The organism is Nocardia brasiliensis, assembly GCF_042691675.1.
Lineage (GTDB): Bacteria > Actinomycetota > Actinomycetes > Mycobacteriales > Mycobacteriaceae > Nocardia > Nocardia brasiliensis_D.
This window is the reverse complement of sequence record NZ_CP170507.1, coordinates 7,015,362-7,039,207: the sequence shown is the minus strand read 5'-3', so window position 1 is coordinate 7,039,207 and position 23,846 is coordinate 7,015,362. Positions and strand designations below refer to the sequence as shown.

Annotated in this window: 21 protein-coding genes; 8 read left to right on the top strand and 13 right to left on the bottom strand. The window is 69.3% G+C overall.

The window, feature by feature from the left end; genetic code table 11:
- Positions 1-157: 157 nt before the first annotated feature.
- The gene (locus ACFK0J_RS32315) at positions 158-1,012 is read left to right on the top strand and encodes an aminoglycoside 6-adenylyltransferase (RefSeq protein ID WP_378733501.1); all 855 of its coding nucleotides are present in this window, start codon (positions 158-160) and stop codon (positions 1,010-1,012) included.
- Between the two features lie 123 nt (positions 1,013-1,135).
- Positions 1,136-1,588: a VOC family protein gene (locus ACFK0J_RS32310; RefSeq protein WP_378733500.1), complete on the top strand. Its 453-nt coding sequence runs from the start codon at positions 1,136-1,138 to the stop codon at positions 1,586-1,588.
- Between the two features lie 48 nt (positions 1,589-1,636).
- Here the strand turns inward: ACFK0J_RS32310 and ACFK0J_RS32305 are convergent, their stop codons facing one another.
- Entirely contained in the window at positions 1,637-2,449 is an 813-nt protein-coding gene (locus tag ACFK0J_RS32305) for a type II CAAX prenyl endopeptidase Rce1 family protein (protein WP_378733499.1), read from the bottom strand.
- A 128-nt stretch (positions 2,450-2,577) separates the two neighbouring features.
- Here ACFK0J_RS32305 and ACFK0J_RS32300 point away from each other — a divergent pair, with 128 nt between their 5' ends.
- Positions 2,578-3,012: a YdeI/OmpD-associated family protein gene (locus ACFK0J_RS32300; protein WP_378733498.1), complete on the top strand. Its 435-nt coding sequence runs from the start codon at positions 2,578-2,580 to the stop codon at positions 3,010-3,012.
- Positions 3,013-3,018: 6 nt separating this feature from the next.
- On the opposite strand, the gene mtnC is transcribed toward ACFK0J_RS32300, so the two are convergent.
- From mtnC to ACFK0J_RS32255, 9 genes are all read right to left on the bottom strand, one after another.
- A complete protein-coding gene (gene mtnC, locus ACFK0J_RS32295) occupies positions 3,019-3,708 on the bottom strand; it encodes an acireductone synthase (protein ID WP_378733497.1) in 690 nt (229 codons plus the stop codon).
- On the bottom strand, positions 3,705-4,280 hold the full coding sequence (locus ACFK0J_RS32290) for an acireductone dioxygenase (RefSeq protein ID WP_378733496.1): 576 nt from the start codon (positions 4,278-4,280) through the stop codon (positions 3,705-3,707). The genes mtnC and ACFK0J_RS32290 overlap by 4 nt, the downstream gene beginning before the upstream one ends.
- Entirely contained in the window at positions 4,277-6,013 is a 1,737-nt protein-coding gene (gene mtnA, locus ACFK0J_RS32285; protein ID WP_378733495.1) for an S-methyl-5-thioribose-1-phosphate isomerase, read from the bottom strand. The genes ACFK0J_RS32290 and mtnA overlap by 4 nt, the downstream gene beginning before the upstream one ends.
- 143 nt (positions 6,014-6,156) lie before the next feature.
- Complete coding sequence (locus tag ACFK0J_RS32280) at positions 6,157-6,357, bottom strand: hypothetical protein (RefSeq protein WP_378733494.1); 201 nt, start codon at positions 6,355-6,357, stop codon at positions 6,157-6,159.
- 145 nt (positions 6,358-6,502) lie between these two features.
- Positions 6,503-7,261 carry a class I SAM-dependent methyltransferase gene (locus ACFK0J_RS32275; protein ID WP_378743190.1) on the bottom strand — a complete coding sequence of 253 codons (759 nt, stop codon included), beginning with the start codon at positions 7,259-7,261 and terminating at the stop codon, positions 6,503-6,505.
- A gap of 49 nt (positions 7,262-7,310) precedes the next feature.
- Positions 7,311-9,053, bottom strand: coding sequence for an NTP transferase domain-containing protein (locus ACFK0J_RS32270; protein WP_378733493.1), 1,743 nt, complete (start codon positions 9,051-9,053; stop codon positions 7,311-7,313).
- 82 nt (positions 9,054-9,135) lie between these two features.
- Entirely contained in the window at positions 9,136-9,885 is a 750-nt protein-coding gene (locus ACFK0J_RS32265; RefSeq protein WP_378733492.1) for a VOC family protein, read from the bottom strand.
- A 76-nt stretch (positions 9,886-9,961) separates the two neighbouring features.
- Positions 9,962-10,258, bottom strand: a complete 297-nt coding sequence (locus ACFK0J_RS32260) for an MGMT family protein (protein WP_378733491.1) — start codon at positions 10,256-10,258, stop codon at positions 9,962-9,964.
- A 5-nt stretch (positions 10,259-10,263) separates the two neighbouring features.
- Entirely contained in the window at positions 10,264-11,040 is a 777-nt protein-coding gene (locus ACFK0J_RS32255) for an alpha/beta fold hydrolase (protein WP_378733490.1), read from the bottom strand.
- Between the two features lie 95 nt (positions 11,041-11,135).
- On the opposite strand from ACFK0J_RS32255, the gene ACFK0J_RS32250 reads away from it, so the two are divergent.
- Positions 11,136-14,987 carry an ATP-dependent helicase gene (locus ACFK0J_RS32250; RefSeq protein ID WP_378743188.1) on the top strand — a complete coding sequence of 1,284 codons (3,852 nt, stop codon included), beginning with the start codon at positions 11,136-11,138 and terminating at the stop codon, positions 14,985-14,987.
- 208 nt (positions 14,988-15,195) lie between these two features.
- The gene (locus ACFK0J_RS32245) at positions 15,196-19,020 is read left to right on the top strand and encodes a UvrD-helicase domain-containing protein (protein WP_378733489.1); all 3,825 of its coding nucleotides are present in this window, start codon (positions 15,196-15,198) and stop codon (positions 19,018-19,020) included.
- Here the strand turns inward: ACFK0J_RS32245 and ACFK0J_RS32240 are convergent.
- Positions 18,977-19,390 carry a hypothetical protein gene (locus tag ACFK0J_RS32240; protein WP_378733488.1) on the bottom strand — a complete coding sequence of 138 codons (414 nt, stop codon included), beginning with the start codon at positions 19,388-19,390 and terminating at the stop codon, positions 18,977-18,979. The two genes, ACFK0J_RS32245 and ACFK0J_RS32240, sit on opposite strands and share 44 nt — an antisense overlap.
- A 139-nt stretch (positions 19,391-19,529) precedes the next feature.
- On the opposite strand from ACFK0J_RS32240, the gene ACFK0J_RS32235 reads away from it, so the two are divergent.
- On the top strand, positions 19,530-20,585 hold the full coding sequence (locus tag ACFK0J_RS32235) for a TrkA family potassium uptake protein (protein ID WP_218471203.1): 1,056 nt from the start codon (positions 19,530-19,532) through the stop codon (positions 20,583-20,585).
- 45 nt (positions 20,586-20,630) lie between these two features.
- Complete coding sequence (gene nudC, locus ACFK0J_RS32230) at positions 20,631-21,533, top strand: NAD(+) diphosphatase (RefSeq protein WP_378733487.1); 903 nt, start codon at positions 20,631-20,633, stop codon at positions 21,531-21,533.
- Between the two features lie 68 nt (positions 21,534-21,601).
- On the opposite strand, the gene ACFK0J_RS32225 is transcribed toward nudC, so the two are convergent.
- On the bottom strand, positions 21,602-21,832 hold the full coding sequence (locus ACFK0J_RS32225; RefSeq protein ID WP_378743186.1) for a mycoredoxin: 231 nt from the start codon (positions 21,830-21,832) through the stop codon (positions 21,602-21,604).
- A 270-nt stretch (positions 21,833-22,102) separates the two neighbouring features.
- Between ACFK0J_RS32225 and ACFK0J_RS32220 the strand changes: the two genes are divergently transcribed.
- A complete protein-coding gene (locus tag ACFK0J_RS32220; RefSeq protein WP_218471201.1) occupies positions 22,103-22,561 on the top strand; it encodes a MarR family winged helix-turn-helix transcriptional regulator in 459 nt (152 codons plus the stop codon).
- On the opposite strand, the gene ACFK0J_RS32215 is transcribed toward ACFK0J_RS32220, so the two are convergent.
- Complete coding sequence (locus tag ACFK0J_RS32215) at positions 22,556-23,827, bottom strand: low temperature requirement protein A (protein WP_378733486.1); 1,272 nt, start codon at positions 23,825-23,827, stop codon at positions 22,556-22,558. The genes ACFK0J_RS32220 and ACFK0J_RS32215 overlap by 6 nt on opposite strands.
- Between the last annotated feature and the right edge of the window lie 19 nt (positions 23,828-23,846).

Sequence of the window (23,846 nt, the reverse complement as noted above, 5' to 3'; positions counted from 1 at the left end):
CTGAATGAACACTCTCCATACAAGCCCCATCGATCCGGTCAACCCCGGCAAACCACCCACCGCCCCATCCTCGCCAAGGGCCGTTTGTGCTCAGCCCAGAAGGCTCTGACGGGGACTTCATGGTTCTTTTCGGAATCGGTCGGGCACGATCATGGGCATGGATCAATCGCTGAGCGAGATTGCTGGGGACGAGCCGATGGTGGGGCGGGTGGTGGAGTGGGCTCGGGGGCGGGCGGATATTCGGGTGGTGTTGCTGACGGGGTCGCGGGCTCGGGGGGATGGGGCGGTGGATGCGTTGTCGGACCATGACATCGAGCTGTACACCACGGAGCTGGATAAGTATGCGGGGGACGACGAGTGGGTGCACGAGCTCGGGGCGGTGTGGGTGAATGTGGAGTTGGAAGGGCCTTATGACAATCCGGCGCATCTGGTGTTCTTCGAAGGTGGGGTGAAGGTCGACTTCCAGGTTGTTTCGGTGGATCGGTTGGCGGAGATGGTCGAGGACGGTCTGGACGAGTTGCATGAGCGTGGGTATCAGGTGCTGTTCGACCGCGAGGGGATGGCGGCGCGGCTGCCTGTTGCGGGCGGGTCCGCGCCCGTCGCCGAACTGCCCGATCAAGAGGAGTTCCGGGCGCATTGCGCGGAGTTCTGGTTCGAAATCGCGCACCTGCCAAGGTATTCGGCGCGCGGCGAGCTGTGGGTGGTGAAGTCTCGGGACTGGGAGACCAAGGAACTACTACTGACGATGATCGAATGGCACGCGCTCGCGCGGCACGGCTCCGGTCATGACGTGTGGCATGGCGGCACCAAAATGCGGGAGTGGGCGGCGCCGGGGGTGTGGGAGCGCGTCGAGCGGATCTTCGCGATCGGCGACCCGTTGCGGCAGGCGCAGGCGACGGCCGATCTGTTCGGGGAACTGGCCAGAGAGGTCGCCGCGGCCTGTGGTCTCGACTACCCGGAGGACGCCGAGAAGGCGATTCGCCCGTACCTCGACCAGCTGCCTCTTCGCTGAAATCCCAGGTCAGGCCGGTTCCAAAAAATTCTTCGAGAAATTCTGGGAGATAGGTCGAAGCGGTGACGGCGGCTCCGACCAGAGGGTGACAGCAAGTCACACACCATCGGCAAGGAGCACATCATGTCCGTCAACACCTTCTTCTGGTTCGACAACAAGGCCGAGGAGGCCGCCACCTTCTACACCTCGGTGATACCGAACTCGCGGATCGTCGACGTCGCCCGCAACTCCGACGGAGCGGCGTTCATCGTCTCGATCGATCTCGACGGCCAAGCGGTCACTCTGATGAACGGCGGTCCCGGCCACCCGCTCACCGACGCGGCCTCGCTGCAGGTGGTCGTCGACACCCAGGACGAGGTGGACCAGCTGTGGGACGCTCTCACCGACGGCGGCGAACCGGGCCCGTGCGGCTGGCTGACCGACCGCTACGGCCTGTCCTGGCAGGTCGTGCCCGCCGCGCTGCTGCGGCTGATGGACGGCGGCAATCCCGCCAAGACCATCGCCGTCGGCACCGCCCTGCGCAGCATGTCCAAGATCGACATCAAATCCCTCCAGGACGCATACGACAACGCCTGAACACCGAGACCGACATCCGCCTCCGCCGCGAGGCGGGTGTCTTGGTCGTCAGGATCCGCTGGCGACAGCCGGGATCATGCGGCCAACCACCCGGGTGCGACGGCGATGGACTCGTGCGAGCAGGCAGGCAAGTAGCGCCGTTCCGAACAGCACGAACAGCCCGGTATCACCCGCCAGGTACTCGCCGAACACCACCGGATGCGTGGTCGTCACGATCCCGGCCACCACCGCGAAGGCCCAGTTGTGCGCGAAATGTGCCAGCACCGCGGGCCATACGCTGTCCGACGCGAGCCGCAGATATCCGAGGAAGAAGGAGAACGCGAGCACACTGCCGGTGAACAGCGGCAGCGTCAGCCAGCGGTTGCCTTCGCCGTGATAGTAGGGCGTGAGCAGGATGTACGGCAGATGCCAAGCCGCCCATACCACGCCGACGACCAGCATCGCCCGCCGCTCACCGAGCCAGCTCAGACGCGGGAGAAGGTAACCGCGCCAACCGATTTCCTCGGCGAACGCGAGGATGGGCCCGCTGATCGCGAGCACCAGCGCATTCATCCAGAAGTCGCTGCCCGGCCGGGTGAACGCGGCATAGCCGAGGATCACCACGAGCGCCGTGGCCACCGCCGACACCGCGACACTCCCGCCGACAGCGACCGGCCACTGCCGAATCCCGCTGCGGGACAGTCCGACTCGAGCCAATCCCGCGCGACCTTCCCCGGTCAGCACCAGCAGCAGCACCGTGACCAGCATCGGCGACACCGCGAGAACCAGCCCGCCCGCGACACCGGCCGTCGTCACCGCGATCGCCAGTACCAGCACGATGAAAACTATCGCCGCGGACCGATCCGAAAGCTGACGCCGCACATTTCCTCCACCGTTGACCGACCGGTGCTCACCGTAGGCCGAACCCGGACGGCCCGGGTATCGGGGAACACCCTGAAACTCGAGGTAGGCGCAGCTCAGGCGGTTCAGGGTGGGGCTAAGGTCGGACCATGCGGCGATTCGAAGCGAAGATCGAGTCCGGTGCCGGTGGCGGCGCGTATGTCGCGGTGCCCGCCGAGGTGGTGGCGGCACTGGGCGGCGGTGGCCGCATCCCGGTCGAGGCCCGTTTCGATGGTATCGAGTACCGCGGTTCCATCGTCGACATGGGTTCCGGGCCATGTCTCGGCGTCTTGAAGTCGATCCGCACCGAGCTGAGCAAGGGGCCCGGCGACCAGGTCTCGGTCACGGTGGCCCGCGACGACGCCGAGCGAACTGTCGAGGTCCCGGACGACTTGGCCGCCGCACTGCGAAACGCCGACCTCCGCGCCACGTTCGACGCGCTGTCCTTCTCCCGGCGGCGCGAACACGTTACCGCCGTCACCGGGGCCAAACGTCCGGATACTCGTGCTCGGCGGATAGCGAAGGTTGTCGAGTCGTTGCGCTGAGCCTGCTTACTCGGCCCCGGGGTGAATGTCGGCGAACGTATCGACCCAACGGTGCGGTGGGCGTGGCGGATTGGGCTCACCGGGCCTGGCGAGCCCGATGGCGTGCCAGCCCGCCGCCACGGCCGCGTCGAGCTCGTCCGGATGGTCGGACAGGAACAGGATCCCGTCGGCAGGGACGCCGATCGCGCCCGCGATCTTCTCGTACGACCCGGGTTCGCGTTTGCCGCCTGCCGTGGACAAGTCGAAGTACCCGCTGATCAGCGAAGCCAATTCGCCACCACGTGCGAACGCGAACCAATCCTGTTGATTGCGAACAGATCCCGACGAGTACACGTACAGCGCGAGACCGTCCGCGTGCCAAGCACGCAGTGCCGGTGGGACATCGGCGAAGAACTCGCCGTGCAGCGCGCCGTTGCGAAAGCCCTCCGCGCAGATCAGCCCCTGGACCGCTTTGAGCGGTTCCGCCTTGACGTCGGAGTCGAGCCAGCCCCGCAGGATGGCCGCGATCTCGTCGGTGTCCGCGTCGGGCCGGTCGGCCTGCTCCCGGGTGGCGGCGATGACGGGAACGGCGGCGTCCGTGCGGTTTTCGGCCAACCACGCCGGAAGACGTTCGCGTGTATAGCCGTAGAGATCTTCGCGCACCGAACTGGTTGGGCTGGTGGTGCCCTCGATATCGACGACTACTGCCGTGATCATGAGGTGGCGAGCAGTTCGTCCAGGGTCGGGAACCCTTCGCTGATCCGGTCGCCGGTGAAATCGCCGACCCAGCCGTCTTCTTCCTCGAAGAAGCGGATGGCGATGAAGTCGGGCCTGCTGCCCATGTCGAACCAGTGCAGGGTGCCCGCGGGCACCGAGAGCAGGTCGCCGCCTTCGCACACCACGGCCAGCACTTCGTGCCCCAGGTGCAGGTAGAAGCAGCCGCGCCCGGCAGCGAAGTAGCGGACCTCGTCCTCGGCGTGCCGATGTTCGGCGAGGAACTTCTCCCGCGCCCCCTTGGCGATCTTCGGCCACTCCGGGTTGGTGTCGTCCGGGTGGATGCGGGCGACGTCGATGTGCTTGTAGCGCCCGGACTCGTTCAGCTCGGCGACGTTGTCGGTGTAGTGCGCGAGCAGCTCATCCGAGCCGATCGCCGCGGCGTTGTCCACCACCGGCCAGCGGCCGAAAGTGATGCCGTGCTTGGCCAATTCGGTGCCGATCACCTCGTCGTCGGTGGTCCGCACCCGCACGTCGGCCGCGTTGTCGGCGGCCATCACCTGGAGCAGGGTCATGTCAGTCCAATCTCGAGAGTCTCCTCGCGCGACCCGAAGGCCTGGCGGCGGCCGGTGCGGGCCACCAGCTCGCACAGCGCCTCCAGGCATTCGGCGCGATCGCGCGCCTGGGAAAGATTGTCCCCCCATGCGGTGATCCCGTGGCCCGCGATGCACAGGACCGGGGGCGCGGCCGGGTGTTCGGCGAGGTAGCGCTCGATGTCGGCGCCGATGCGCGGCACGTCGGGCCAGTTGGGGAACACCGGAATGTCGATGGCGGTGGGGTCGGCGCCGCCGAGGCCCTTGATGAGCTCGTAGTCGGTGAGCCGCAGCGTGGTCAGCTCGCCCGGTATACCGGAGCGCGTCGCCAGCGCGGTGGCGTAGGGCGGGTGGACGTGTACGACGGCCTGTGCCGCGGTCGCTCGATAGGCTGCGGTGTGAATGGTGGTCTCCGCCGAGGGTTTCCGGCCGTTGCCCGCGACCGGCGCCGAATCCGTCACCCGGACCGTCACCATGTCGTGTTCGGTGAGTTCACCTTTGGACAAACCGCTTCCGGTGATAACGGCGGTGTCGCCGGTCCGCACCGAAATATTGCCCGCCGTCCCCGGCATCCAGCCGCGCTGATACAGCTCGCGCGCGATACCGGCAATTGCCTTGCCGGGCAGTGGGTTCGCAGCGCCCTCGACACCGCTGACCGCTACCTGCGGCGTGACCGCACCACCGCCGAATCGAGTTGCCATCGGGTTTCCCGTGCTCTGGTCCGCGCGATGCACCACACCGAACTCGGTGACCACCGCCGTCACCAGCTCACCGGGCGTCACATCGAACGCCGGGTTGAACACCTCGGTCCCGTCGGGAGCTGTTGCGACGCCGCCGAATCCGGTCACCTCGGCGGCGGCGCGCTCCTCCACCACGATGTCGCGCCCGGTCGCCATCCGCGGGTCTCGGGTGGATTCCGGCGCGACCACGATGAACGGGATGCCGTGCTGCCGGGCCGCCAGGGCGAGCGCATACGTGCCGATCTTGTTGGCGACGTCGCCGTTCACGGTGACCCGGTCGGCCCCGACCAGCACGCAGTCGACCTGTCCGGTCGCCATGGCCCAGGCCGCCGCGGCATCGACGGTGAGCCGATGCGGGATACCCGCCTCGGCCAGCTCCCAGGTGGTGAGTCGCGCACCCTGCAACAGCGGGCGGGTCTCGTCGACCAGGACGTTCTCGATCGCGCCGCGCTCGGCCAGCACCCGCAGCGCGCCGATCGCGGTGCCGAACGCGCTCGTCGCGAGCCGCCCGGTGTTGCAGTGGGTGAGCACGCGCAGCGGCCGGTCCGGACAGAGTTCTCGGACCAGGTCGGCGGCGTGCGTCGCGGCGGCCCGATTGACCCGGCCGTCCTCGGCGAGCATGTCGAGGGTCTCGGCGAGCACGGCGTCGGCACCCTGCGGGATCTTGGCACGCACCCGCTGCACCGCCCACGCCAGGTTGACCGCGGTCGGCCGGGCGGCCGCGATGCGATCCGCCTCGTCCTGCACCCGAGCCTCGTCGACCACGCCGCCGACGGTGTGCGCGGCGGTCGCGATGACCACGCCGAACGCCCCCGCGATGCCGATGGCCGGCGCGCCACGAATGGCGAGCGTCCGGATGGCGTCGATGACTTCGTCGACCGTGCGGAGCCGCAGTTCGCGGACTTCGTGCGGCAGTCCACGCTGGTCGATGGTGACCAGCGCACCGTCGTCCCAGCTCAGCGAGCTGTCGTCCATCAGGCGCATCCTTCATCGCGGCAACCATGTTGTGCCTGGTCAACGGTATCGGACGGGAGCTGCCTGAAGAAAGTCGACCGTGCTCGCGCGCAACCGCGTGCCGCCGGTTCGGCACTGAACCGGCGGCACGCGGTGCAGATCAGTTAGTTGTGGCCCATCCTGCGCTGCTCGTCATCGCGCCGGTCGTTCATATCCGACTGGCGCTGGTTCGGCATGCGCTGGCCTTCTGAATTTCCGCCGCCGCGGTTCATGCCTTGCTGGCTCTGATCCTGGCGCTGTTGCTGTTGCTGCCGATCCATCTGCCTCGGCATTTTCTTAGGCGTTTTCTTCGACTTTTCAGCCATCTCCACTCGGTCCTTTCCGGGGATTGTTATTCGCCTAACATCACTCACGATAGCGAGCTCGCAGCAATTCCGGAAGGGAAAGTGAAAAATGCGGGTCATACCGGCGATCCGAGACATAACCCCTGGTAGGAGCGTTGGTGGCGGGTTAAGGCTTGCGCGCTTCGATTAGAAATCGGGTCGAGTGGGCGACGAACGGACCATTTGCTTCGATCTCCTCGTGCAGCGCCGAGAGTCGGTCGCGGTACCGATCCACCGTGAAGTCCGGAACCATCCACGGCACCTTTCGCAGGAAGTACACGACCGCGCCGATATCCCCGAACTCGACGCGCAACCGTTCGTATCGCAGATCGACGACTTCGAGTCCGGCGGCTTCCGCCGCGGCCCGATCGTCATTCGGATTGCGGCGCTTACGTATTTCCTCGGGCTGCGCGCCGAGGAAATACTCGACGAGTTCGAAAACGCTTGCATCGCCGACATGTTGAGCCAGATAAGTGCCGGACGGGCGCAGCACCCTGGCGATCTCCGCCCACCAGACGGTCACCGGATGCCTGCTGACCACCAAATCGAAGGCATTGTCCCCGAACGGTAGTGGCGGTTCATCCGGATCCGCGACCAGCACCACCCCGAGCGGATGCAGCAATCGCGTCGCCTCGGCGATGTTCGGCGGCCACGACTCGGTCGCCACCATCAGCGGCGGGAAGTTCCCCGCACCGGCCAGCACCTCGCCGCCACCGGTCTGGATATCCAGTGCCGCGGCCACTTTTCCGAGCCGCTCACCGAGCAGCCGCTGATATCCCCAGGACGGCCGCTGCTCGCTGGCCCGCCCGTCGAGCCAGCCGAAATCCCAACCGGCCACCGACACCGCGTCGGCCTCCGCCACCAGATCCTCGAAGCCGCGTCCCATGCCGCGATTGTTGCCGAGCGGTTGCCTGACGGGCAACCAATTTTCCTGCCTAGCCCAGCAGCGGCAGGAACTCGACCGTCGCGCCGTCGGTGGCCTTCGCGGGGACGATGACCAGACCGTCCCGATCGACCAGTCCGCCGAGGTGGGCGGTGCGGATGTGCGGGTCGCCGAGCCAGCCGCCCTGCGGGGCGAAGCGCGCGGGGACGATGCGGGGGACCGGACCCGAAATCTCGGCGGCGTTGTGCAGTGGGCCGAGCCGCGTGCGGCGAATAGAGCTGCCGGTGCGACCTTCGACCACGGCGGGTGCCAGCGCCATGAGGGTGGCGACGGCGGCGAACGGATTACCGGGTAGTCCGAGAACGGTAGTGCCCGTAGCCAGTTCGGCGACAATCGTGGAGCCGCCGGGCCGTAGCCGTAGCCTCCGCACCAGGATTCGTGCGGAGGTGCGGGCCACCGCGGCGCGTAACTGGTCGGCCGCGCCGCCGCCGGTCGCGCCGACGATCACCAGCAGATCGCACTCGGTCGCCGCGGTGAGTACTTCATCGAAGCCGTTCGGGGTGTCCCGTAGATGCACCCGGTCGGTGGTGCGAATCCCATACCAGGACAGCAGGTCCGGCAGGATCGGCCCGATCGAGTCGCGGGTCTGGCCCGCGTGCAGCGGCCCCTCGCTGCGGATCTCGTCGCCGGTCATGACGATGCGGGCCCGCACCGGTCCGCGCACCGAGCCCGCGGTCACCTCCACGCTCGCCGCCGCGGAAATCAACGCGGCGGTGACCGGAGTGCCCTGCGGCGCAATGAGATCGCCGGGATTGCGGTCCTCGCCGCGGCGGCGGACGTCATCCCGGACGGGAGTGTCCGGCAGCCGGTGCAGGATGTCGTCCGGCGCCACCCGGACGAATTCGTCGCGGACCACGCTGGTGGTGCCGTCCGGCACGTGCGCGCCGGTGGCGATGCGCACCGCCTCGCCGGGCAACAGCCCGACCGGGCGCTGGCCGCCCGCGAATCCGATATCGCGGCGCAACCGCCACGGCCCGTCGCCCGCTACCGCGTAGCCGTCCATCGCGGAGACATCGAAGCGCGGCAACGGCCCGACGGCCGTCAACGGCGCAGCGAGCGCAGCGCCCCGCACCGACTGCAGGTCAGCGTCGTAGGACGTGAGCCGGGAGAGGTTGTCGCGCAGCATCTTCCGTGCCTCATCGAGGGCGAGCGCGGGCGCCGGGTCGGCGGCGACCGACTCGCGCGCCTTGCGCACCTCCTCCTCGGTATCGCAGTCGGCGACACCGGGCAGCGCGATGATCGCGGAATCGGCGGGGATCAGCGCCTTCATCGGCTGATTGATCAGTGAGTCCAGATTGTCGAGCGCCGCGGCCAAGGCGGTGCGCCGCCACACCCCGATCAGGTACTGCGGGCGTCCCGACTCGTCCGCCGCGAAGACCGCGTCGGCACCGGATTCACCGATATGCCTGATCAATTCGGTGACCGACCAGGCGGACAGGAACGGCAGGTCGGCCGCGAGCACCACGACGAGCGGCGCGGCCGAGCCGAGTGCGCCCAGCCCGGCGCCGATCGCCGCCACCGGCCCTGACCCCGGCGGCACCTCACGTACTTGCTTTATCTCCGGCGCCAGCTCGGGCCGATGGGGTCCGACCACGACCGTGTGCGCACAGGAGGCGACGGCGGCCAAGGCCGCGTCGAGCATGGAGCGGCCACCGATGACGATCGCGGGTTTGTCGACACCGCCCATGCGGCTGGCTCGCCCGCCCGCGAGCACGATCGCGTCCGCGGCGGTCAATCAGCACAACCTTGAACGAGGTACAACATGGCGGACATGCTAATTCGTCGCCGCCGCGAAGCCGGGAGGCGAGCGCCGACGATTACACCGTCGAACAGTCGCGCGCGGGTCGGAGCAGGCAGAACTCATTGGTTTCGGGATCGGCCAGGGTGAGGCCGAGCGCCTTTCCCGGATTCACGTCGGCCTGATCGATCGGGGTGGCACCGGCGGCGCGCAGCCGGGCCACCTCGGCCGCCTGGTCGTCGAACGAGGCCACATTCAGATGCAGGAGGTTGCGACCCGACTTCTCGTCGGGCGTGCGCACGAACTCCAGCCACGAGCCGAGTCCGGTCGCCGACCGCAGCCCGGCGATCTGCTCGCCGCCGTGCGCGACCGGCCAGCCGGAGGCGGTCGACCAGAATTCGGCCAGCCGCACCGGATCTCGCGTGTCCACCACAATGGCCGCGACGGCGCCGGTGTCCACGTACTCTTCCCGCGGCTCCAGCACACAGAATTCGTTGCCCTCGGGATCGGCGAGCACCACCCACGGCACCGCACCCTGCCCGATGTCGACGCGGCGGGCCCCGAGCGACAGCGCGCGATCGACCTGCACGCGTTGATGGTCGATCGAGCGGCTGGCCAGGTCGAGGTGAATGCGGTTCTTGCCGTTCTTCGCTCGCGCCGCGGGCAGGAAGGTGAGGGCGAGATCGACGCCGTCGGGGTCGGGCGCGGCCACATCGACTTCGTCGGGACGGTCGATGGTCACCCCCCAGCCGAGCAGCTCGGCCCAGAAGTCCGCGATGAACCGCGGCCGGTCTGCATCGAACACGACACACGCCAGGCGGGTGGACATGTTTCAACGGTAGCCGTCGAACAGCTCGCTCCGGGCGCGTTTACCGATTCGGGACTGCCTTTATCGATGCGACGGGTCAAGGAAACGGAAAACGCGCCGCCCGCAGGTGTACTCGACCCTCGCGGATCGGCACCCCCTCGGCGGCGAGCAGGCGCAGCTGCCGGTCGGCCAGATGCGCGGCGGGCTTGCCGCCCGCACCGATCACCCGATGCCAGGGCAGGTCGGCGGCGTCGGTGCGCATGATCCAGCCGACCGTGCGCGGCGTGGAGAGGCCGGCGGCCGCGGCGATGTCACCGTAGGTCGCCACCCGGCCGGGCGGGATCGACGCCACCAGCGCGCGCACCCGCTCGACCTGAGCGTCCGAGGTAACCATCGGGCTCAGAGCACCGATCGGATGAGCGCGGCCGTCTCGGCCGGAAGCGCCTGCGGGACCATGTGATCGCATTCCCAGTCGTGCACGGTGAGCCGGTCGCCGAGATGTTCCGTCAGCGCCGCACGGAACGCGGGCGTGACGAACGGCGGCTGCACCTTCATCGCCTGCACCAGCACTGTCGGCAGGTTCGCGGGCGGCAGCACGAAAGGCCGCGCCAGCTGGCCCCAGTATGAGGTGATGGCGGGCAGGCTCATCCGCCAGCCGACGCGGCCGTGCTCGGTGGGCACCAGGTGCTCGGTGAGCTCGGCCTCGATCAGCTCCGACGCCACGTCGCCCCATGCGGAGGCCAGTTTGTCTTCGCGGGCCCTGGCAACGGATTCGTAGTCGGGGGAGGCCAGCAGCGATTCGGCGATGGCGCCGATCCGCTCCGGGTCCACCGCGATGGCCGGATCGATCAGCACCAGCCTGCGCACCAGGTCCGGGTGGCGGTTGGCGAGATGAAGCGCACACGCGCCGCCGAACGAGTGCCCGACCACCGTGACCGGTGCCGCGGACTCCGCGGCGAGCAGTTCGACCAGATCCTCGACGACCGACTCGAAGGTCCACGGCGGCAACGAGCTCGACCGCCCGTGTCCGCGCAGGTCAGGTGCGATGACTCGGACATCGGGGAGATGGTTGGTCGCCAGGTGTTCCCAGCGTTTGCCGTGGCCGGTCACGCCGTGCAGGGCGAGCACGGTCGGTCCGGTAGCAGGGCCGAATCGGTAGACATGGAGAGCAGACACCGGTCCATTTTGACTTGTACCATCGACGGCCGCTGGGCGAGTCGCGTGAGGGGCGCGTCGGCGTGTCGGTCGTGTCTGTTGCAATAGCCCGCGTGGTGCGATCGGATAGCGCGGTGCGACTTGTTCGCCGGAACGTGGCGGCGCCCCGGCCGCGGGCCTGGGGTGCCGACGTTCGCGCGCTGTTGGATGCCGCGGCCGCGGCCGGGCTTAGCTCGCTGCGCTCGCAGCCCGGGGGGCCTGTGTCTGATGAGCCCGGCCCGCAAGCGGCCGGGCCGACACGCCCGGGGTGGCGACCCTGGCAGGTGCTCGGCGGCCCCGGCACGGGCAAGACGGCCCTGCTCGTCGATCTTGCCGCCGAGCGCATCGCGGCCGGGGCCGATCCGGAATCCGTGCTGGTCCTTGCCCATTCGAAGCAGGCGGCGAGCGCGGTACGCGACGCCATCACCGCACGCCTGGCTGGCCCCGACGCCGAGGGTGGGGTGCCCGGCGCCACCAGGGAGCCGCTGGCCCGTACGTTGCACTCCTACGCCTTCTCGGTGCTGCGTAGACACGCCGCCGCGCACGGCAACCCGCCGCCGCGTTTGCTGACCGGTGCCGAGCAGGATGCGGTGCTGCGCGAGATGCTGCGCGGTGACCTGACCGACATCGCCGAGGGCGCGGACGGGCTGTGGCCGGAACGTCTGCAACCCGCGCTCGCGCTCGGCGGGTTCGCCGAACAGTTGCGCGATCTGATGTTGCGTGCCACCGAGCGCGGTCTCGGGCCGGAGGATCTGGTGCGCCTCGGCCGCGAGCACGGTAAACCGGAGTGGGTGGCGGCGGGCAAATTCGCGGTGCGCTATGAGCAGACGATGCTGTTGCGCTGGTCGGTGGGCGTGGAGGCGCCGGAGGCAACGGCGCCCGCGCTGGACGCCGCCGAACTGATCGGCGCCGCGCTGGACGCGCTGGCCGGCGACGCGAATCTGCTTGCCGCCGAACGGGCGCGTATTCGATACCTGCTGGTCGACGACGCCCAGCAGCTCGATCCGCAAGCCGCGATCCTGGTCAAGGCGATCGGGCACAGCGCGCACACCACGGTCATCGCTGGCGATCCGGATCAGGCGATCTTCGCCTTCCGTGGCGCGGACGCGCGGTTCGTCGCCGATCTGGCCGCGCCGGACGGACAGCGAATCGTCTTGCGCGACAATCATCGTTCCGGCGGACCGGTGCAGCTGGCCGTCGCCAGGGTCGCGGCCAAGTTGCCGGGCAGTGCGCCGCAACGCTTTTCGCTGCCGAAGCGGGCCGATCAACCGGCCGACGACGGCACCGAGGTGCGGGTGCGGGTACTCGCCACCCCGGCGAAGGAAGCCGCGCTCATCGCCGATCACCTGCGGCGCGCGCACTTGACCGGCGCAGTGCCGTGGTCGCGGATGGCGGTGATCGTCCGATCGGTGCCGCTGTCGCTGCCACCGCTGCGCCGCGCGCTGTTGGCGGCGGGCGTGCCGGTGCAGCAGCCCGCGCTCGATACGCCGCTGGCTCGGCGGCGGGGCGCGGCCTGGATGCTGCTGTCGTTGCGGGCGTTGCTCGCGGGCGAGAAGAAGGACAAGGAGTCGGCCTTCACGCCGGAGGACGCGCTGGACTTGCTCGCGGGTCCGCTCGGCGGCGCCGATCAGATCACGCTGCGGCGGTTACGCCGTGGTGTGCGGCGCAGCGTGCTGGAGTCCGAACGCCATCGCGCCCGGTTACCCCGGGGCACGGCGGAGGAGGCCGCGGATTCGGCAGCGGAGTACTCCGAGGGAAGCAGCGGAGATCCTGATCGGACGATAGAGAGCTCGGAACGGAACTCAGGGCTTCCGGAACCCACTCCGGTAAACCTCGAGCGGGCTGCCGACGACGCCGATTGGTACGGCGTAGAGCCTGAATGGAATCCAGAAGATTCCGAATGGCGTGGTAGCGAGGCTGAACAGCCCGAGGAGAGCGTCGAGCAGACCGTTGCGGAGCCGACCGAGTCGGGACTCGACAGCTCCGAACGGGGTGTCGCGAGCCAGTCCGGGGAGTCCTCCGAACGGGGTGCGAACCATTCCGGGGAATCTTCGGAGAGCCCCGCGGAGAGTGGCGAGATCCTGCGGCATGGCATCGATCAGTCGTCTGCGGAGGTACTGCGCGATCTGCTGATCGGTGTCGGCGACCTCCGGCTCCTGGACCGGCTGACCGACGTCGAGGCAGCACCGCTGCGGCGGGTACTCGACGCGCTGGAGCGGGCCCGCAAGGCGCGCCGTCGCGGGGCGGGCCTGGAGGACGTGCTGTGGGCGCTGTGGACCGGCTCGCGACTGGAGCGACGCTGGGTCGCGCAGTCCGAACGCGGCGGCGCGGTCGGCATGCAGGCCGATCGCGACCTCGACGCCGCCGTCGGGTTGTTCGACGCGGCCGCGGGCTATGTGGACCGGCTGCCCCGCGCGAGCATCGAAAGCTTCGTGGAATACCTGCTGCAACAGGAGATTCCGAACGGCTCGGGCCCGCGCACCGCACCCAAGGAGGCCGTCGCGCTGCTCAGCGCGCACGCCGCCGCCGGGCGGGAGTGGGATGTCGTCGCGGTCGCCGCTGTGCAGGAGGGGATTTGGCCCAATCCGCGCCCGCGGGGCACCCTGCTGAACACCGAGGACCTGGTGGACTTGACCGCGGGTGTCATCGATGGCGGCGAGCAGGTGAGCCGAGCGGCGCCGATTCTCGCCGAGGAGCGCAGGCTGTTGCTGGTCGCGTGCAGCAGGGCGCGGCGTTCGCTGCTGGTCACCGCGGTGGAATCGGTGTCGGGGGAACGGGATCTGGTTCCGTCGCGATTCCTGGCCGAGCTGCTCGGGCACGACGAAGACGGCGAACCCGGCGCGCTGCCGATCGCCGACCCGGGCCGGGCCCTGGTCATGCACTCGCTGGTGGCCGAATTGCGTGGCGTGGCCTGCGATCCCGAGTCCGACCCGGACCGCAGGAAACGGGCGGCGCACCAGCTGGCCCGGCTGGCTCGCGCGGGCGTGCCGGGCACCCATCCCGACGACTGGTACGGCACAGCGGAATTGAGCTCACAACGCTCGCTGTGGGACGAGGACGAGAGCGAGATCGGCCTCTCACCGTCCACCGTCGAGCTGTTGCGCACCTGCCCGCTGCGCTGGGCCCTGGAACGCCACGGCGGCACCGATGGTGACAATCCGCACGCCGTCAAGGGCAATCTGGTGCACACGCTGGTGCAGGCGCTGGCGGGCAAGGTGCCCGAGGCGCAGGTGCGGGCCGCCCTCGACAAGGCTTGGCAGTCGGTCGATCCCGGCTCCGGCTGGCATTCCCGGCAGGAACTGCGCCGCACCGAGGCCATGCTGGAAACCTTCATGGCGTGGGTGCGCAACACTCGCGGCGAACTCACCCAGGCCGGCGTCGAGGTGCCGGTCGACTGTGTGCTGCCGCCGCGGACCGAAGACGAACGGCCGGTGCGGATCCGCGGCCGGGTGGACCGGCTGGAGCGGGACGCGCAGGGCCGCTTCGTGATCGTGGACGTGAAGACCGGAAAGTCGCCGGTCACCAAGCAAGCGGCGGTCGATCACGCGCAGCTGGCGACGTACCAGGTGGCGGCGGCGATGGGTGCGCTCGACGCGGCCGCCGAGGAAGCACGCGCCGAGGCAGGCGAATCACCTACTGCCGAAGCCACCTCCGATGACTCCGAAGAAGCTCCCGGTGCGATGGGCGAACCGGGTGGCGCGCGGCTGGTGTACGTCGCCAAGCCGAGCAGCAAGGAGGGCGCCACCCAGCGCATGCAACCGCCGCTGGACCCCGAGGCACTCGACAAGTGGCGCAACACCATTCACGATGCCGCGGCCGCCACCCAGGGACCGAGCTACCTAGCCGTGCGTAATGACGGCTGTCGCCACTGCCCCGTCGCGGGCAGCTGCCCCGTCCAGGACACCGGCAGGCAGGTGACCGACGAGTGAGCGAAAAGCGCATCCGGGCACCGCTGCCGATCTGTGGTGTCGAATGTCCTTGCTGCACAGTCACCCCGGTGTGTCAGCACCGAACGGCCCATGTCGGGTCGCTATCCGGCGCCAGCGGCGGGCGTCGCCGCGGCGTAGCCACCGGTGGCCGCCGTGCGCGAAACGTGGGACCCGTGCCCCCGGCGTGTGACACCGACGAGGTCCAGCCGTGACCGGCGGACGGGTAACGCCGCATCAGTTGGCCGACGCGCTGGGCCTGCCGCCGCCTACCGATGAACAGGCGGCGGTGATCGCCGCACCGCCGGGGCCGACGCTGGTCGTGGCCGGTGCCGGGGCGGGGAAGACCGAGACGATGGCCGCGCGCGTGGTGTGGATGGTGGCCAATCGGCTCGTGCTGCCCGACGAGGTGCTCGGCCTGACCTTCACCCGAAAAGCCGCGCAGCAGTTGACCGCTCGCATCCGGACCCGGCTGGCGCGGTTGGCCGGTGCGCCGCTGCTGCGGGAGCTGGATCCGTCCGGGCAGTTGCGTGCGCAGCTGTCCGGGGCCGAGCCGGAGATCAGCACCTACCACTCGTACGCGGGCCGGCTGCTCACCGAACACGGGCTGTTGCTGCCCGTCGAGCCCTCGGCGACGCTGCTCACCCAGACCCAGCTCTGGCAGCTCGCGCACCAGGTGGTGCGCACCTGGGACGGCGACCTGGACACCGATCGCACGCCGGTCTCGGTGACCGAGGCGATCCTGGCGCTGTCCGGCCAGCTCGCCGAGCATCTGGTCGAGCCGGAACAGCTGGCCGAGGCGCACACCGAGCTGGAAAAGCTGGTGCACACCCTGCCGCCGGGCCCGCGTCAGCGCGGCGGACCCAGCCAGACGCTGCTGAGCATCCTCCAGGTCCAGCGCGAACGCGTTGCCCTGCTGCCCCTCGTGCAGCAGCTGGCCGACGCGTTACGCCGTCGTGGCGCACTGGATTTCGGTGCCCAGATGTCGCTGGCCGCCCGACTTGCCGCCGAACACCCGGAGGTCGCCGCCGCCGAACGCACCCGTTTCCGCCTGGTCCTGCTCGACGAGTACCAGGACACCGGCCACGCCCAACGCGTCCTGCTCGCCGCACTATTCGGCGGTGTTCCACCCGCCGCATCGACCCCTACTGCGCGGTCGACGGAACCCGAGCAGCGGCAACCAAATAGGCAGCAGGGTTCCGGACAGCGCTCGGACTCCGGGGAGCAGGGCGAGTCACGTGGTGTCGGACAACGGTTGGCGGTGACCGCCGTCGGTGACCCGATGCAGTCCATCTATGGGTGGCGCGGTGCCTCCGCCGCGAACCTGCCCCGCTTCGCCACCGACTTCCCCAGCGCGCCCGGCGTTCCCGCACCGACCTTGCCGCTGCTGACCAGCTGGCGCAATCCGCCGGAAGCGTTGGCGCTGGCGAATCTGGTCGCGGAACCACTGCGCCGCAAGGCCGTCGAGGGCGGCGGCGTGACGGTCGACGCCCTGCGCGCGAAGCCCGACGCGGGACCGGGCGTGGTGGCGCTCGCGTTGACCGAGACCGTCGCCGAGGAACGCGACTGGCTGGCCACCCGGATCGCCGAGGAATGGGCGGCCCGCCGTGCCGCGGGGGAGCCGCCGCCCACCTCCGCGGTGCTGGTGCGCCGCAACGCCGATGCCTCGCCGCTCGCAGAAGCCCTTCGCGCGCAAGGCTTGCCGGTCGAGATCGTCGGACTCGGCGGCCTGCTCGCGACGCCCGAGGTCGCCGATATCGTCGCCACCCTGCGGCTGATCGCCGAACCCGGTTCGGGCAGCGCCGCGATGCGCGTGCTCACCGGCGCGCGCTGGCGCATCGGGGTCGCCGACATCGCCGCGCTGGCCCGCCGCGCGCGCACCCTGTCGATCAGCCGTTTCCACAGTGGTGACGCGCCGGAGATCACCGACGGGAGCACGCTGGCCGCCGCATTGCGTGACGTGGCACCGGAACCGGCCGAGCAGGCGGGGCTGGCCGATGCCATCGCCGATCCTGGTCCGCGCGAACAGTATTCGGAGGCGGGCTTCGCCCGTATCGAGGCACTGAGCCGCGAGCTCGCCGCACTGCGCGAACGCAGCGGGCAGTTGCTGACCGAGCTGGTTGCCGACGTGGAGCGCACTATCGGCGTCGGCGTGGAGACGCAGGCGCGCCGGGCCATGTCGGGTGCGGGCGCGGGACGGGAGCACCTGGACGCCTTCGCCGAGGTGGTCGCCGGGTACGCCGCCGACTCCGGTGCGTCGCTCGGCGGCTTGCTGTCTTTCCTCGCCGCCGCCGAGTCGGTCGAAAACGGTTTGGAGCCAGGCGAAGTCGAGGTCGCCAAGGACCGCGTTCAGGTATTGACCGTGCACGCGGCGAAGGGCCTGGAGTGGGAGATCGTCGCCGTGCCGCATGTGGTGCGCGGCGTGTTCCCGTCGGGGACCGCGTCGGGCACCTGGCTCGGCGCCCTCGCCGAACTCCCGACAAAGCTGCGTGGTGACCGCCGGCAAGAGGACGCGGCCGAAGGCGTCCCCGTCCTCGACCTGGCCGAGCTGTACGACCGCGCCGACCTGGAACGCGCCATCAAGTCACACAAGGAGGCGCTGGAGCGCCGCCGGATCGACGAGGAGCGCCGCCTCTTCTATGTCGCTCTCACCAGAACCGAACGCGTCCTGCTTGTTTCGTCGCACCACTGGGCCGAGACCGGCAGCTCGCCCAAAGGCCCGTCCGATTTCCTGCTCGAACTGAAGCACGCCAGCGAATCCCCCGACAGCCCCGCCAACGGCGTCGTCGACATCGCCCGCTGGGACGACCCGCCCGCGCACGACGCGGTGAACCCGTTCACCGACAACCCGGCCACCGCCGAATGGCCCCGCGATCCCCTCGGTCACCGCCGCGATCCGATCGAACAGGGTGCCGCGCTGGTCCGCGCGGCGCTGGACGAACTCCGCGCCCAACCCGCCGCGCCGCGCGAGACGGCGAACGTGCGCGACCCGGACGCGACCCCGCCCGCGGCGCCGGAGACAGACACCCTTTTCGAGTTCGATGAGCCATACCCTGTCGAGGCACCCGACGATATCTACCTGCTGCCGCTAGACCCCTTGTACGACCCCGCATCACACCTCGACCCCGCGGACGCCGCAGCCGGATCCGCCGACGCCGCAGCCGGATCGCGTGCGGACGAAATTCCGCCCGATCCCATGGGCGAGCTCATCTCCGCCGACGATATCGCCTTCGCCGCAGCGGAATTCGATCAGGAATACCCATTCGACCCGACGGGCCCGGTCGGCCCGCTGCCCGACCCGGACGACCCCGACGGCTGGGCCGCCGACGTCGACGCGCTACTCGCCGAATTCGAGTCCGAGCAGGCCGCCGCCGAGGAGGTCGAACTCCCCGGTCAGATCGCCGCGACCGCGCTGGTGGAAATGCGGGCCGACCCCGCGAAACTCGCTGCGCGCCTGCGCCGCCCGCTGCCGTTCCCGCCGAACCCGTTGGCTCGCCGCGGTACCGCGTTCCACGCCTGGGTGCAGCGCTGGTTCGGCTCGACCCGCCTGCTCGGTCTCGACGAACTGCCCGGTGCCGCCGACAGTGCGGCCGCCGACGCGGCCGTCGACGACGAGCTGACCGCGATGCAGGACGCGTTCCTGAATTCCTCGTGGGCCAACCGCAGCCCGATCGATGTGGAGGTCCCGTTCGAAACCTCCATCGCGGGCACCGTGATTCGCGGCCGGATGGACGCGGTGTTCGCCGAGCCGGGCGGCGGCTGGATCGTGGTCGACTGGAAGACCGGCGCCGAGCCGACCCCCGCCGAGGAACCCGCGGTTGCCATGCAGCTGGCCGTCTATCGGCTGGCCTGGGCCAGGCTGATGGCGTCCCGGGAAGGCAGGCCCGAGCAGGAGATGCTCGAACGGATCAGCGCCGCTTTCCATTACGTGCGCACCGGGCGAACCATCGCGCCCGCGACGCTGGCCGGTCCCGATGAACTGGCCGAGCTGATCAGGAATTCCGCGCCGACCGGCTCACCTTCAGCGCCTGCATGATCAGCGGGACCTGTAGCGGCAGGCGCAGCACCGTTCCGACCTTGACCAGTTGTGAGGCCTTCTTGTTGCCGAGCATATCGACGGCCATCTGCACGTTGGCCGGGAAAACCGCGATGAACAGCAGCGCGGCCAGCCGCCCGCCGAGGCTGCGGGTCCGGGGGATGGCCAGCGCGGTGGCGACGCCGAGCTCGGCGACTCCCGAGGCGTAGGTGTAATTGCGCGCCTCGCCCGGCAATGCCTTGGGCACGATCGCATCGAAGGGCTTCGGCATCACGAAGTGCAGCACCCCCATGGGGAACAGCAGGGCGGCGAGGGCCAGGGCGGGCCGTCGCCCGGCATTGCGGACGGGCGCGAGAGCGTTATCTGCCATGAGGCAGCTTTACATTCATCAGGTGTTCGCGTCGAGACGGGGTGGTATCACGGACAACGGGTAGGCTCCCGTGCTGTGCCGGAGGGACAAGCAATGCCGGAGACATCCGACGCGATGATTACCAGGGCGGGTGAGTCCGGTGTTCGGTGATCGAGCGCGCACGCTCGGGCTGTCGAATCGCCCGCATTTCGCCCTGGTCGGCGTGCTGCGTATCCCGGAAGTCCAGACGAGTCCGTGGATTTCACTGACCCGCAGGGTGCTGTTCGCGATCGGGCTGCTGTTCACCGCGGCCCTGGTGGTATTCATCGGCCGGGACGGCTACCGCGACAATTCGGGCGACGCGCTGTCGTTCCTCGACGCCTTCTATTACGCCACCGTGTCCCTGTCGACCACCGGCTACGGCGATATCGCCCCGATCACCCCCCAGGCGCGGCTGGCCAACATCATCATCATCACGCCGCTGCGCGTCCTCTTCCTCATCGTCCTCGTCGGAACCACCCTAGGCGTGCTGACGGAACGGTCCCGGCAGGCTTTCAAGATTCAGCGATGGAGGCACAGCGTGCGCAATCACACCGTGGTCGTCGGTTACGGCACGAAGGGACGCACCGCGATCGATGCCATGCTCGGCGACGGCATCCAGCCCGCCGACATCGTGGTGGTGGACACCGACGTCATCGCACTGGAGGCAGCCGCGAACGCGGGCCTGGTGACGGTGCACGGCTCGGCGACCCAGTCCGATGTGCAGCGACTGGCCGGCGTGCAGAACGCGTCCTCGGTGATCGTCGCGACCAATCGGGACGACACCGCGGTGCTGGTCACGCTGACCGCCCGGGAGCTCACCAAGAGCGCCAAGATCGTGGTCGCGATCCGCGAGGCGGAGAACACCCACCTGGTCCGGCAGTCCGGCGCCGACTCGGTGGTGGTGTCCTCGGAGACCGCGGGCCGGTTGCTCGGCGTCGCGACGACCACGCCGTCGGTGGTCGAGATGATGGAAGACCTGCTCACCCCCGAGGAAGGTTTCGCGATCGCCGAGCGCGAGGTGGAGCCGTCGGAGATCGGCGGATCGCCACGGCATCTGAGCGACATCGTGCTCGGGGTGGTGCGCGCGGGCGTCCTTTCCCGGGTGGGTGAGCCGGAAGTGGACTCGCTGGAGATGGGCGACAAGCTGCTCTACATCCGCCGCACGGCCAAGTAAGGCCGCGCCAGGGGCGGCGGGCCTTCGGCGCGATAGTCTCGATGCGTGCCGGTCTTTCAGCTCAATGGTGTTCCGCTGCTCTCCCGTTCCGTGCTCGATCGCGCCGAGGAGACGCGCGCCGACGAGCAGGCATTGAAGGAGGGGTGGCGCGACGCCAAGCTGCTGCGGGTGAACGCCCGCGGCCAGGTCCGGTTCGAGAACGGCGCGCTCGTGCTGGACAAGGCGATCGAGCTGTCGGCCGAGCCGAGTCCCGCGGCGGTGTTCCTCGGTATCGATGGCGGCACCCATTTGTGGGCCGTGCGTGATCCGAGCCTGCAGGGGTCGCTGACCGACCTACGCGGTATGTCCAACACCGTCGACGATCTCACCGCCGGGGTGCTCTCCACCGCGGTGGCCCTGCTGAACTGGCACGACAAGGCCGGATTCAACAGTGCCGACGGCACGGTGACCACGTCGAGCAAGGGCGGCTGGTCCCGGATCACCGAGAGCGGTTACGAGGAGTTCCCGCGGATCGACCCCGCGGTCATCTGCCTGATCCACGACGGTGCCGACCGGGTGCTGCTCGCGCGCCAGCACAGCTGGCCGCAGTCGCTGTTCTCGCTGCTCGCCGGGTTCGTCGAGGCGGGCGAATCGCTGGAACGGTGCGTCGAGCGGGAGGTGAAGGAGGAGGTCGGCGTCGATGTCCGCGATATCCACTACCTGGGCAGCCAGCCGTGGCCGTTCCCTCGGTCGTTGATGCTCGGATTCGCCGCGGTCGGTGACCCCGAGCAGCCGCTGGTCTTCTCCGACGGCGAGATCGCCGAGGCACACTGGTTCACCCGCGCCGAGGTGCGCGAGGCCTTGGCCGTCGGCGACTGGTCGGCGCAGGGCACGGGGGCGCGGTTGTTGCTGCCGGGGTCGATCTCCATCGCCCGCACCATCATGGAATCCTGGGCCGCGCTCGACTGACGCGGAAAATCCGCGTCGGGCCGGTGCGGCCCGCGCGGATGCGGTGCTCGAGACCGCGGCTGCGGTGCTCAGGACAGGGTGGCGAGGGCCTGCTTGACGGCGGCCAGCGAGGGATTGGTCGCGGTCGAGCCGTCCGCGAACTTCACCGTCGGCACCACATGGTTGCCGCCGTTGACGCTGCCGACGAACTCGGCCGACGCCGGATCTTGCTCGATGTCGACCTCGACATAGCTGATACCGGCCTCTTCCAGCTGCTTCTTCAGCCTGCGGCAGTAGCCGCACCAGGTGGTCGAGTACATCGTCAGGTCGGGAGTCGCATCAGTCACGGACGGTTCAACGCCGCTCGGGCCGTCCCTGTTCCACCCAGCCGCACAGGCGGCGCTCCGGTCCGCGCGTTCACTGCGATACCGGACCGGGGAGAAGGAGGTGGGCGATCGACCAGCTGCGCGGCGAACTGATCTCACCAGCGTGCCGAACTGGGGAATCATGTTGCGGCGCGGCCTGATAGAACTCACCACACACGACCACGCGTGATCGCGAAGGCCATGGCGGGTGAGTGAAGGAGTCCGATGATCGAGCATGACGGGCTACGCAACGAGTTCGAGCACGCCGACGAGAGTCCCGGCTTGCTGCTCTGGCAGGTGACCAACCGATGGCAGGCGGCGCAGCGGGCGGCACTCGCACCGTTCGACCTGACCCACGTGCAGTTCGTGCTGCTGGCCTCGCTCACCTACCTGGCGGTCACCGACGACCCGGTCCGGCAGCGCGACCTCGCCGCACACGCCGCCACCGACCCGATGATGACCTCCCAGGTGCTGCGCGCGCTCGAACAGAAGGGGCTGATCGAGCGCCGCGACCATCCGAGCGATCGGCGAGCGAAGTCGCTGGTGGCGACGGAAGCCGGTGCGGCACTGGCGAATCGGGCGGTGGTCGCGGTGGAAGCCTGCGACCGCGAGTTCTTCGGCCCGCTCGATGGCCGGACCAGGCAGTTCGCGGGCGAACTGCGCAGCTTGCGCGACCGCCTATAAGACCTCATCGATGCCAAGGCCATGGTCCGGCCGCCGCCACGGCTTCCGGCGCGGGCGATCGGGGCCCGATCCGGTGCGCCACTTGCCCGAGGCGTAGGTCTGGAACAGCAGCGCAACGAGGAAAATGGCCACGACTCCATACACCAACCCGAGCGCACCGATGTGCGGACCGAACGCGCCGAGCAGCACCGCGAGCACCGCACAGGGCAGCGGCCAGGTCAGGATCCAGCGCCACCCCGCACCACTGCGCATCCCGCCGAGCCCGGTGATCACGAAATATGCCGCCGCACCGCCGCACAGCGACCAGCCGATGCCGGTGGACACATGCCCCTTCGCGTGTTCGACGGCCAGCCCGAGACCGGCCGCGATGGTGGCGATCGCGCCGGTGATCCAGCAGTGCATCGCCATCACATATTGCCTCGGTATCGAACCTTCCGGATCCTCGCCCGCCATCAGGCGCGGTATGAAGCCGTACATCAGGGTCAGTGCCCACAGGGCCGCGAGGACGACGAAGGCGCCGAAACCCAAGGCGAGCACCCGCGCGTTCCACGGCACGCCACCGACCGCGCCGATCACCGCGATGACGCCCTCGCCGAGCACGATGATCACGTACAGGCCGAGACGTTCGCCGAGGTGCGGCGAATCGGCGTGCACCGCACGGATTTTCGGCGGCTCGATGTCCTTGAAGCGGCGTGAGGCGCGGAACCGACGATCGATCGCGTCCTGGGCGCCCGCCATCATCCGTTCGCCGGTCATTCCGAACATCAGCCACAGATCCAATGCCAGGCCGAGCGCCCACAACCAGTACTTCCACGGTTCGGGCACCCACAGCGAGACGATCCATGGCAGCACCCCGATGGACAGTTGCGCGATCGGCCAGTCGACCACCAACGTGCCGCGGCCCCAGACCTGCGCGGCGACGGCGCGCACCAGCACATAGACCGCGGCGAACGTGGTCGCGTGCCGGTCCGGGATGCCCGCGACCGCACCCGCCATCAGTCCGAGGCCGAGCATCGTCGCGAGCATCAGCGGGATCCGAGTCTGGTCGCGGGCGATGTTCCCGTACAGCATCATGCACGCCCATGCCGTCCAGAAGGCCAGGTAGAGCAGCAGATACAGGCCGAAATCGGCGAGTGAGGGGCCACGGTGCAGCAGATGGGTGAGCTGGCCGATGCCGGCGACCGCGACGAGGTCGAAGAACAACTCCATCCACGTTGCGTGCCGGTCGGTCGGGCGGGCGTCAGCTGACGGCGTGTCGGAGGCCACGAGGCGACAGTATTGCGCG

Coding starts and splice junctions, on each gene's coding strand:
- ACFK0J_RS32225 (WP_378743186.1), bottom strand. CDS start 21,832: ATGTACTCGACCACCTGGTGCGGCTACTGCCGCAGGCTGAAGAAGCAG.
- ACFK0J_RS32265 (WP_378733492.1), bottom strand. CDS start 9,885: ATGTCCACCCGCCTGGCGTGTGTCGTGTTCGATGCAGACCGGCCGCGG.
- ACFK0J_RS32310 (WP_378733500.1), top strand. CDS start 1,136: ATGTCCGTCAACACCTTCTTCTGGTTCGACAACAAGGCCGAGGAGGCC.
- mtnA (WP_378733495.1), bottom strand. CDS start 6,013: ATGGACGACAGCTCGCTGAGCTGGGACGACGGTGCGCTGGTCACCATC.
- ACFK0J_RS32275 (WP_378743190.1), bottom strand. CDS start 7,261: ATGGGACGCGGCTTCGAGGATCTGGTGGCGGAGGCCGACGCGGTGTCG.
- ACFK0J_RS32280 (WP_378733494.1), bottom strand. CDS start 6,357: ATGGCTGAAAAGTCGAAGAAAACGCCTAAGAAAATGCCGAGGCAGATG.
- ACFK0J_RS32315 (WP_378733501.1), top strand. CDS start 158: ATGGATCAATCGCTGAGCGAGATTGCTGGGGACGAGCCGATGGTGGGG.
- ACFK0J_RS32300 (WP_378733498.1), top strand. CDS start 2,578: ATGCGGCGATTCGAAGCGAAGATCGAGTCCGGTGCCGGTGGCGGCGCG.
- ACFK0J_RS32290 (WP_378733496.1), bottom strand. CDS start 4,280: ATGACCCTGCTCCAGGTGATGGCCGCCGACAACGCGGCCGACGTGCGG.
- ACFK0J_RS32240 (WP_378733488.1), bottom strand. CDS start 19,390: ATGGCAGATAACGCTCTCGCGCCCGTCCGCAATGCCGGGCGACGGCCC.
- ACFK0J_RS32220 (WP_218471201.1), top strand. CDS start 22,103: ATGATCGAGCATGACGGGCTACGCAACGAGTTCGAGCACGCCGACGAG.
- mtnC (WP_378733497.1), bottom strand. CDS start 3,708: ATGATCACGGCAGTAGTCGTCGATATCGAGGGCACCACCAGCCCAACC.
- ACFK0J_RS32260 (WP_378733491.1), bottom strand. CDS start 10,258: ATGGTTACCTCGGACGCTCAGGTCGAGCGGGTGCGCGCGCTGGTGGCG.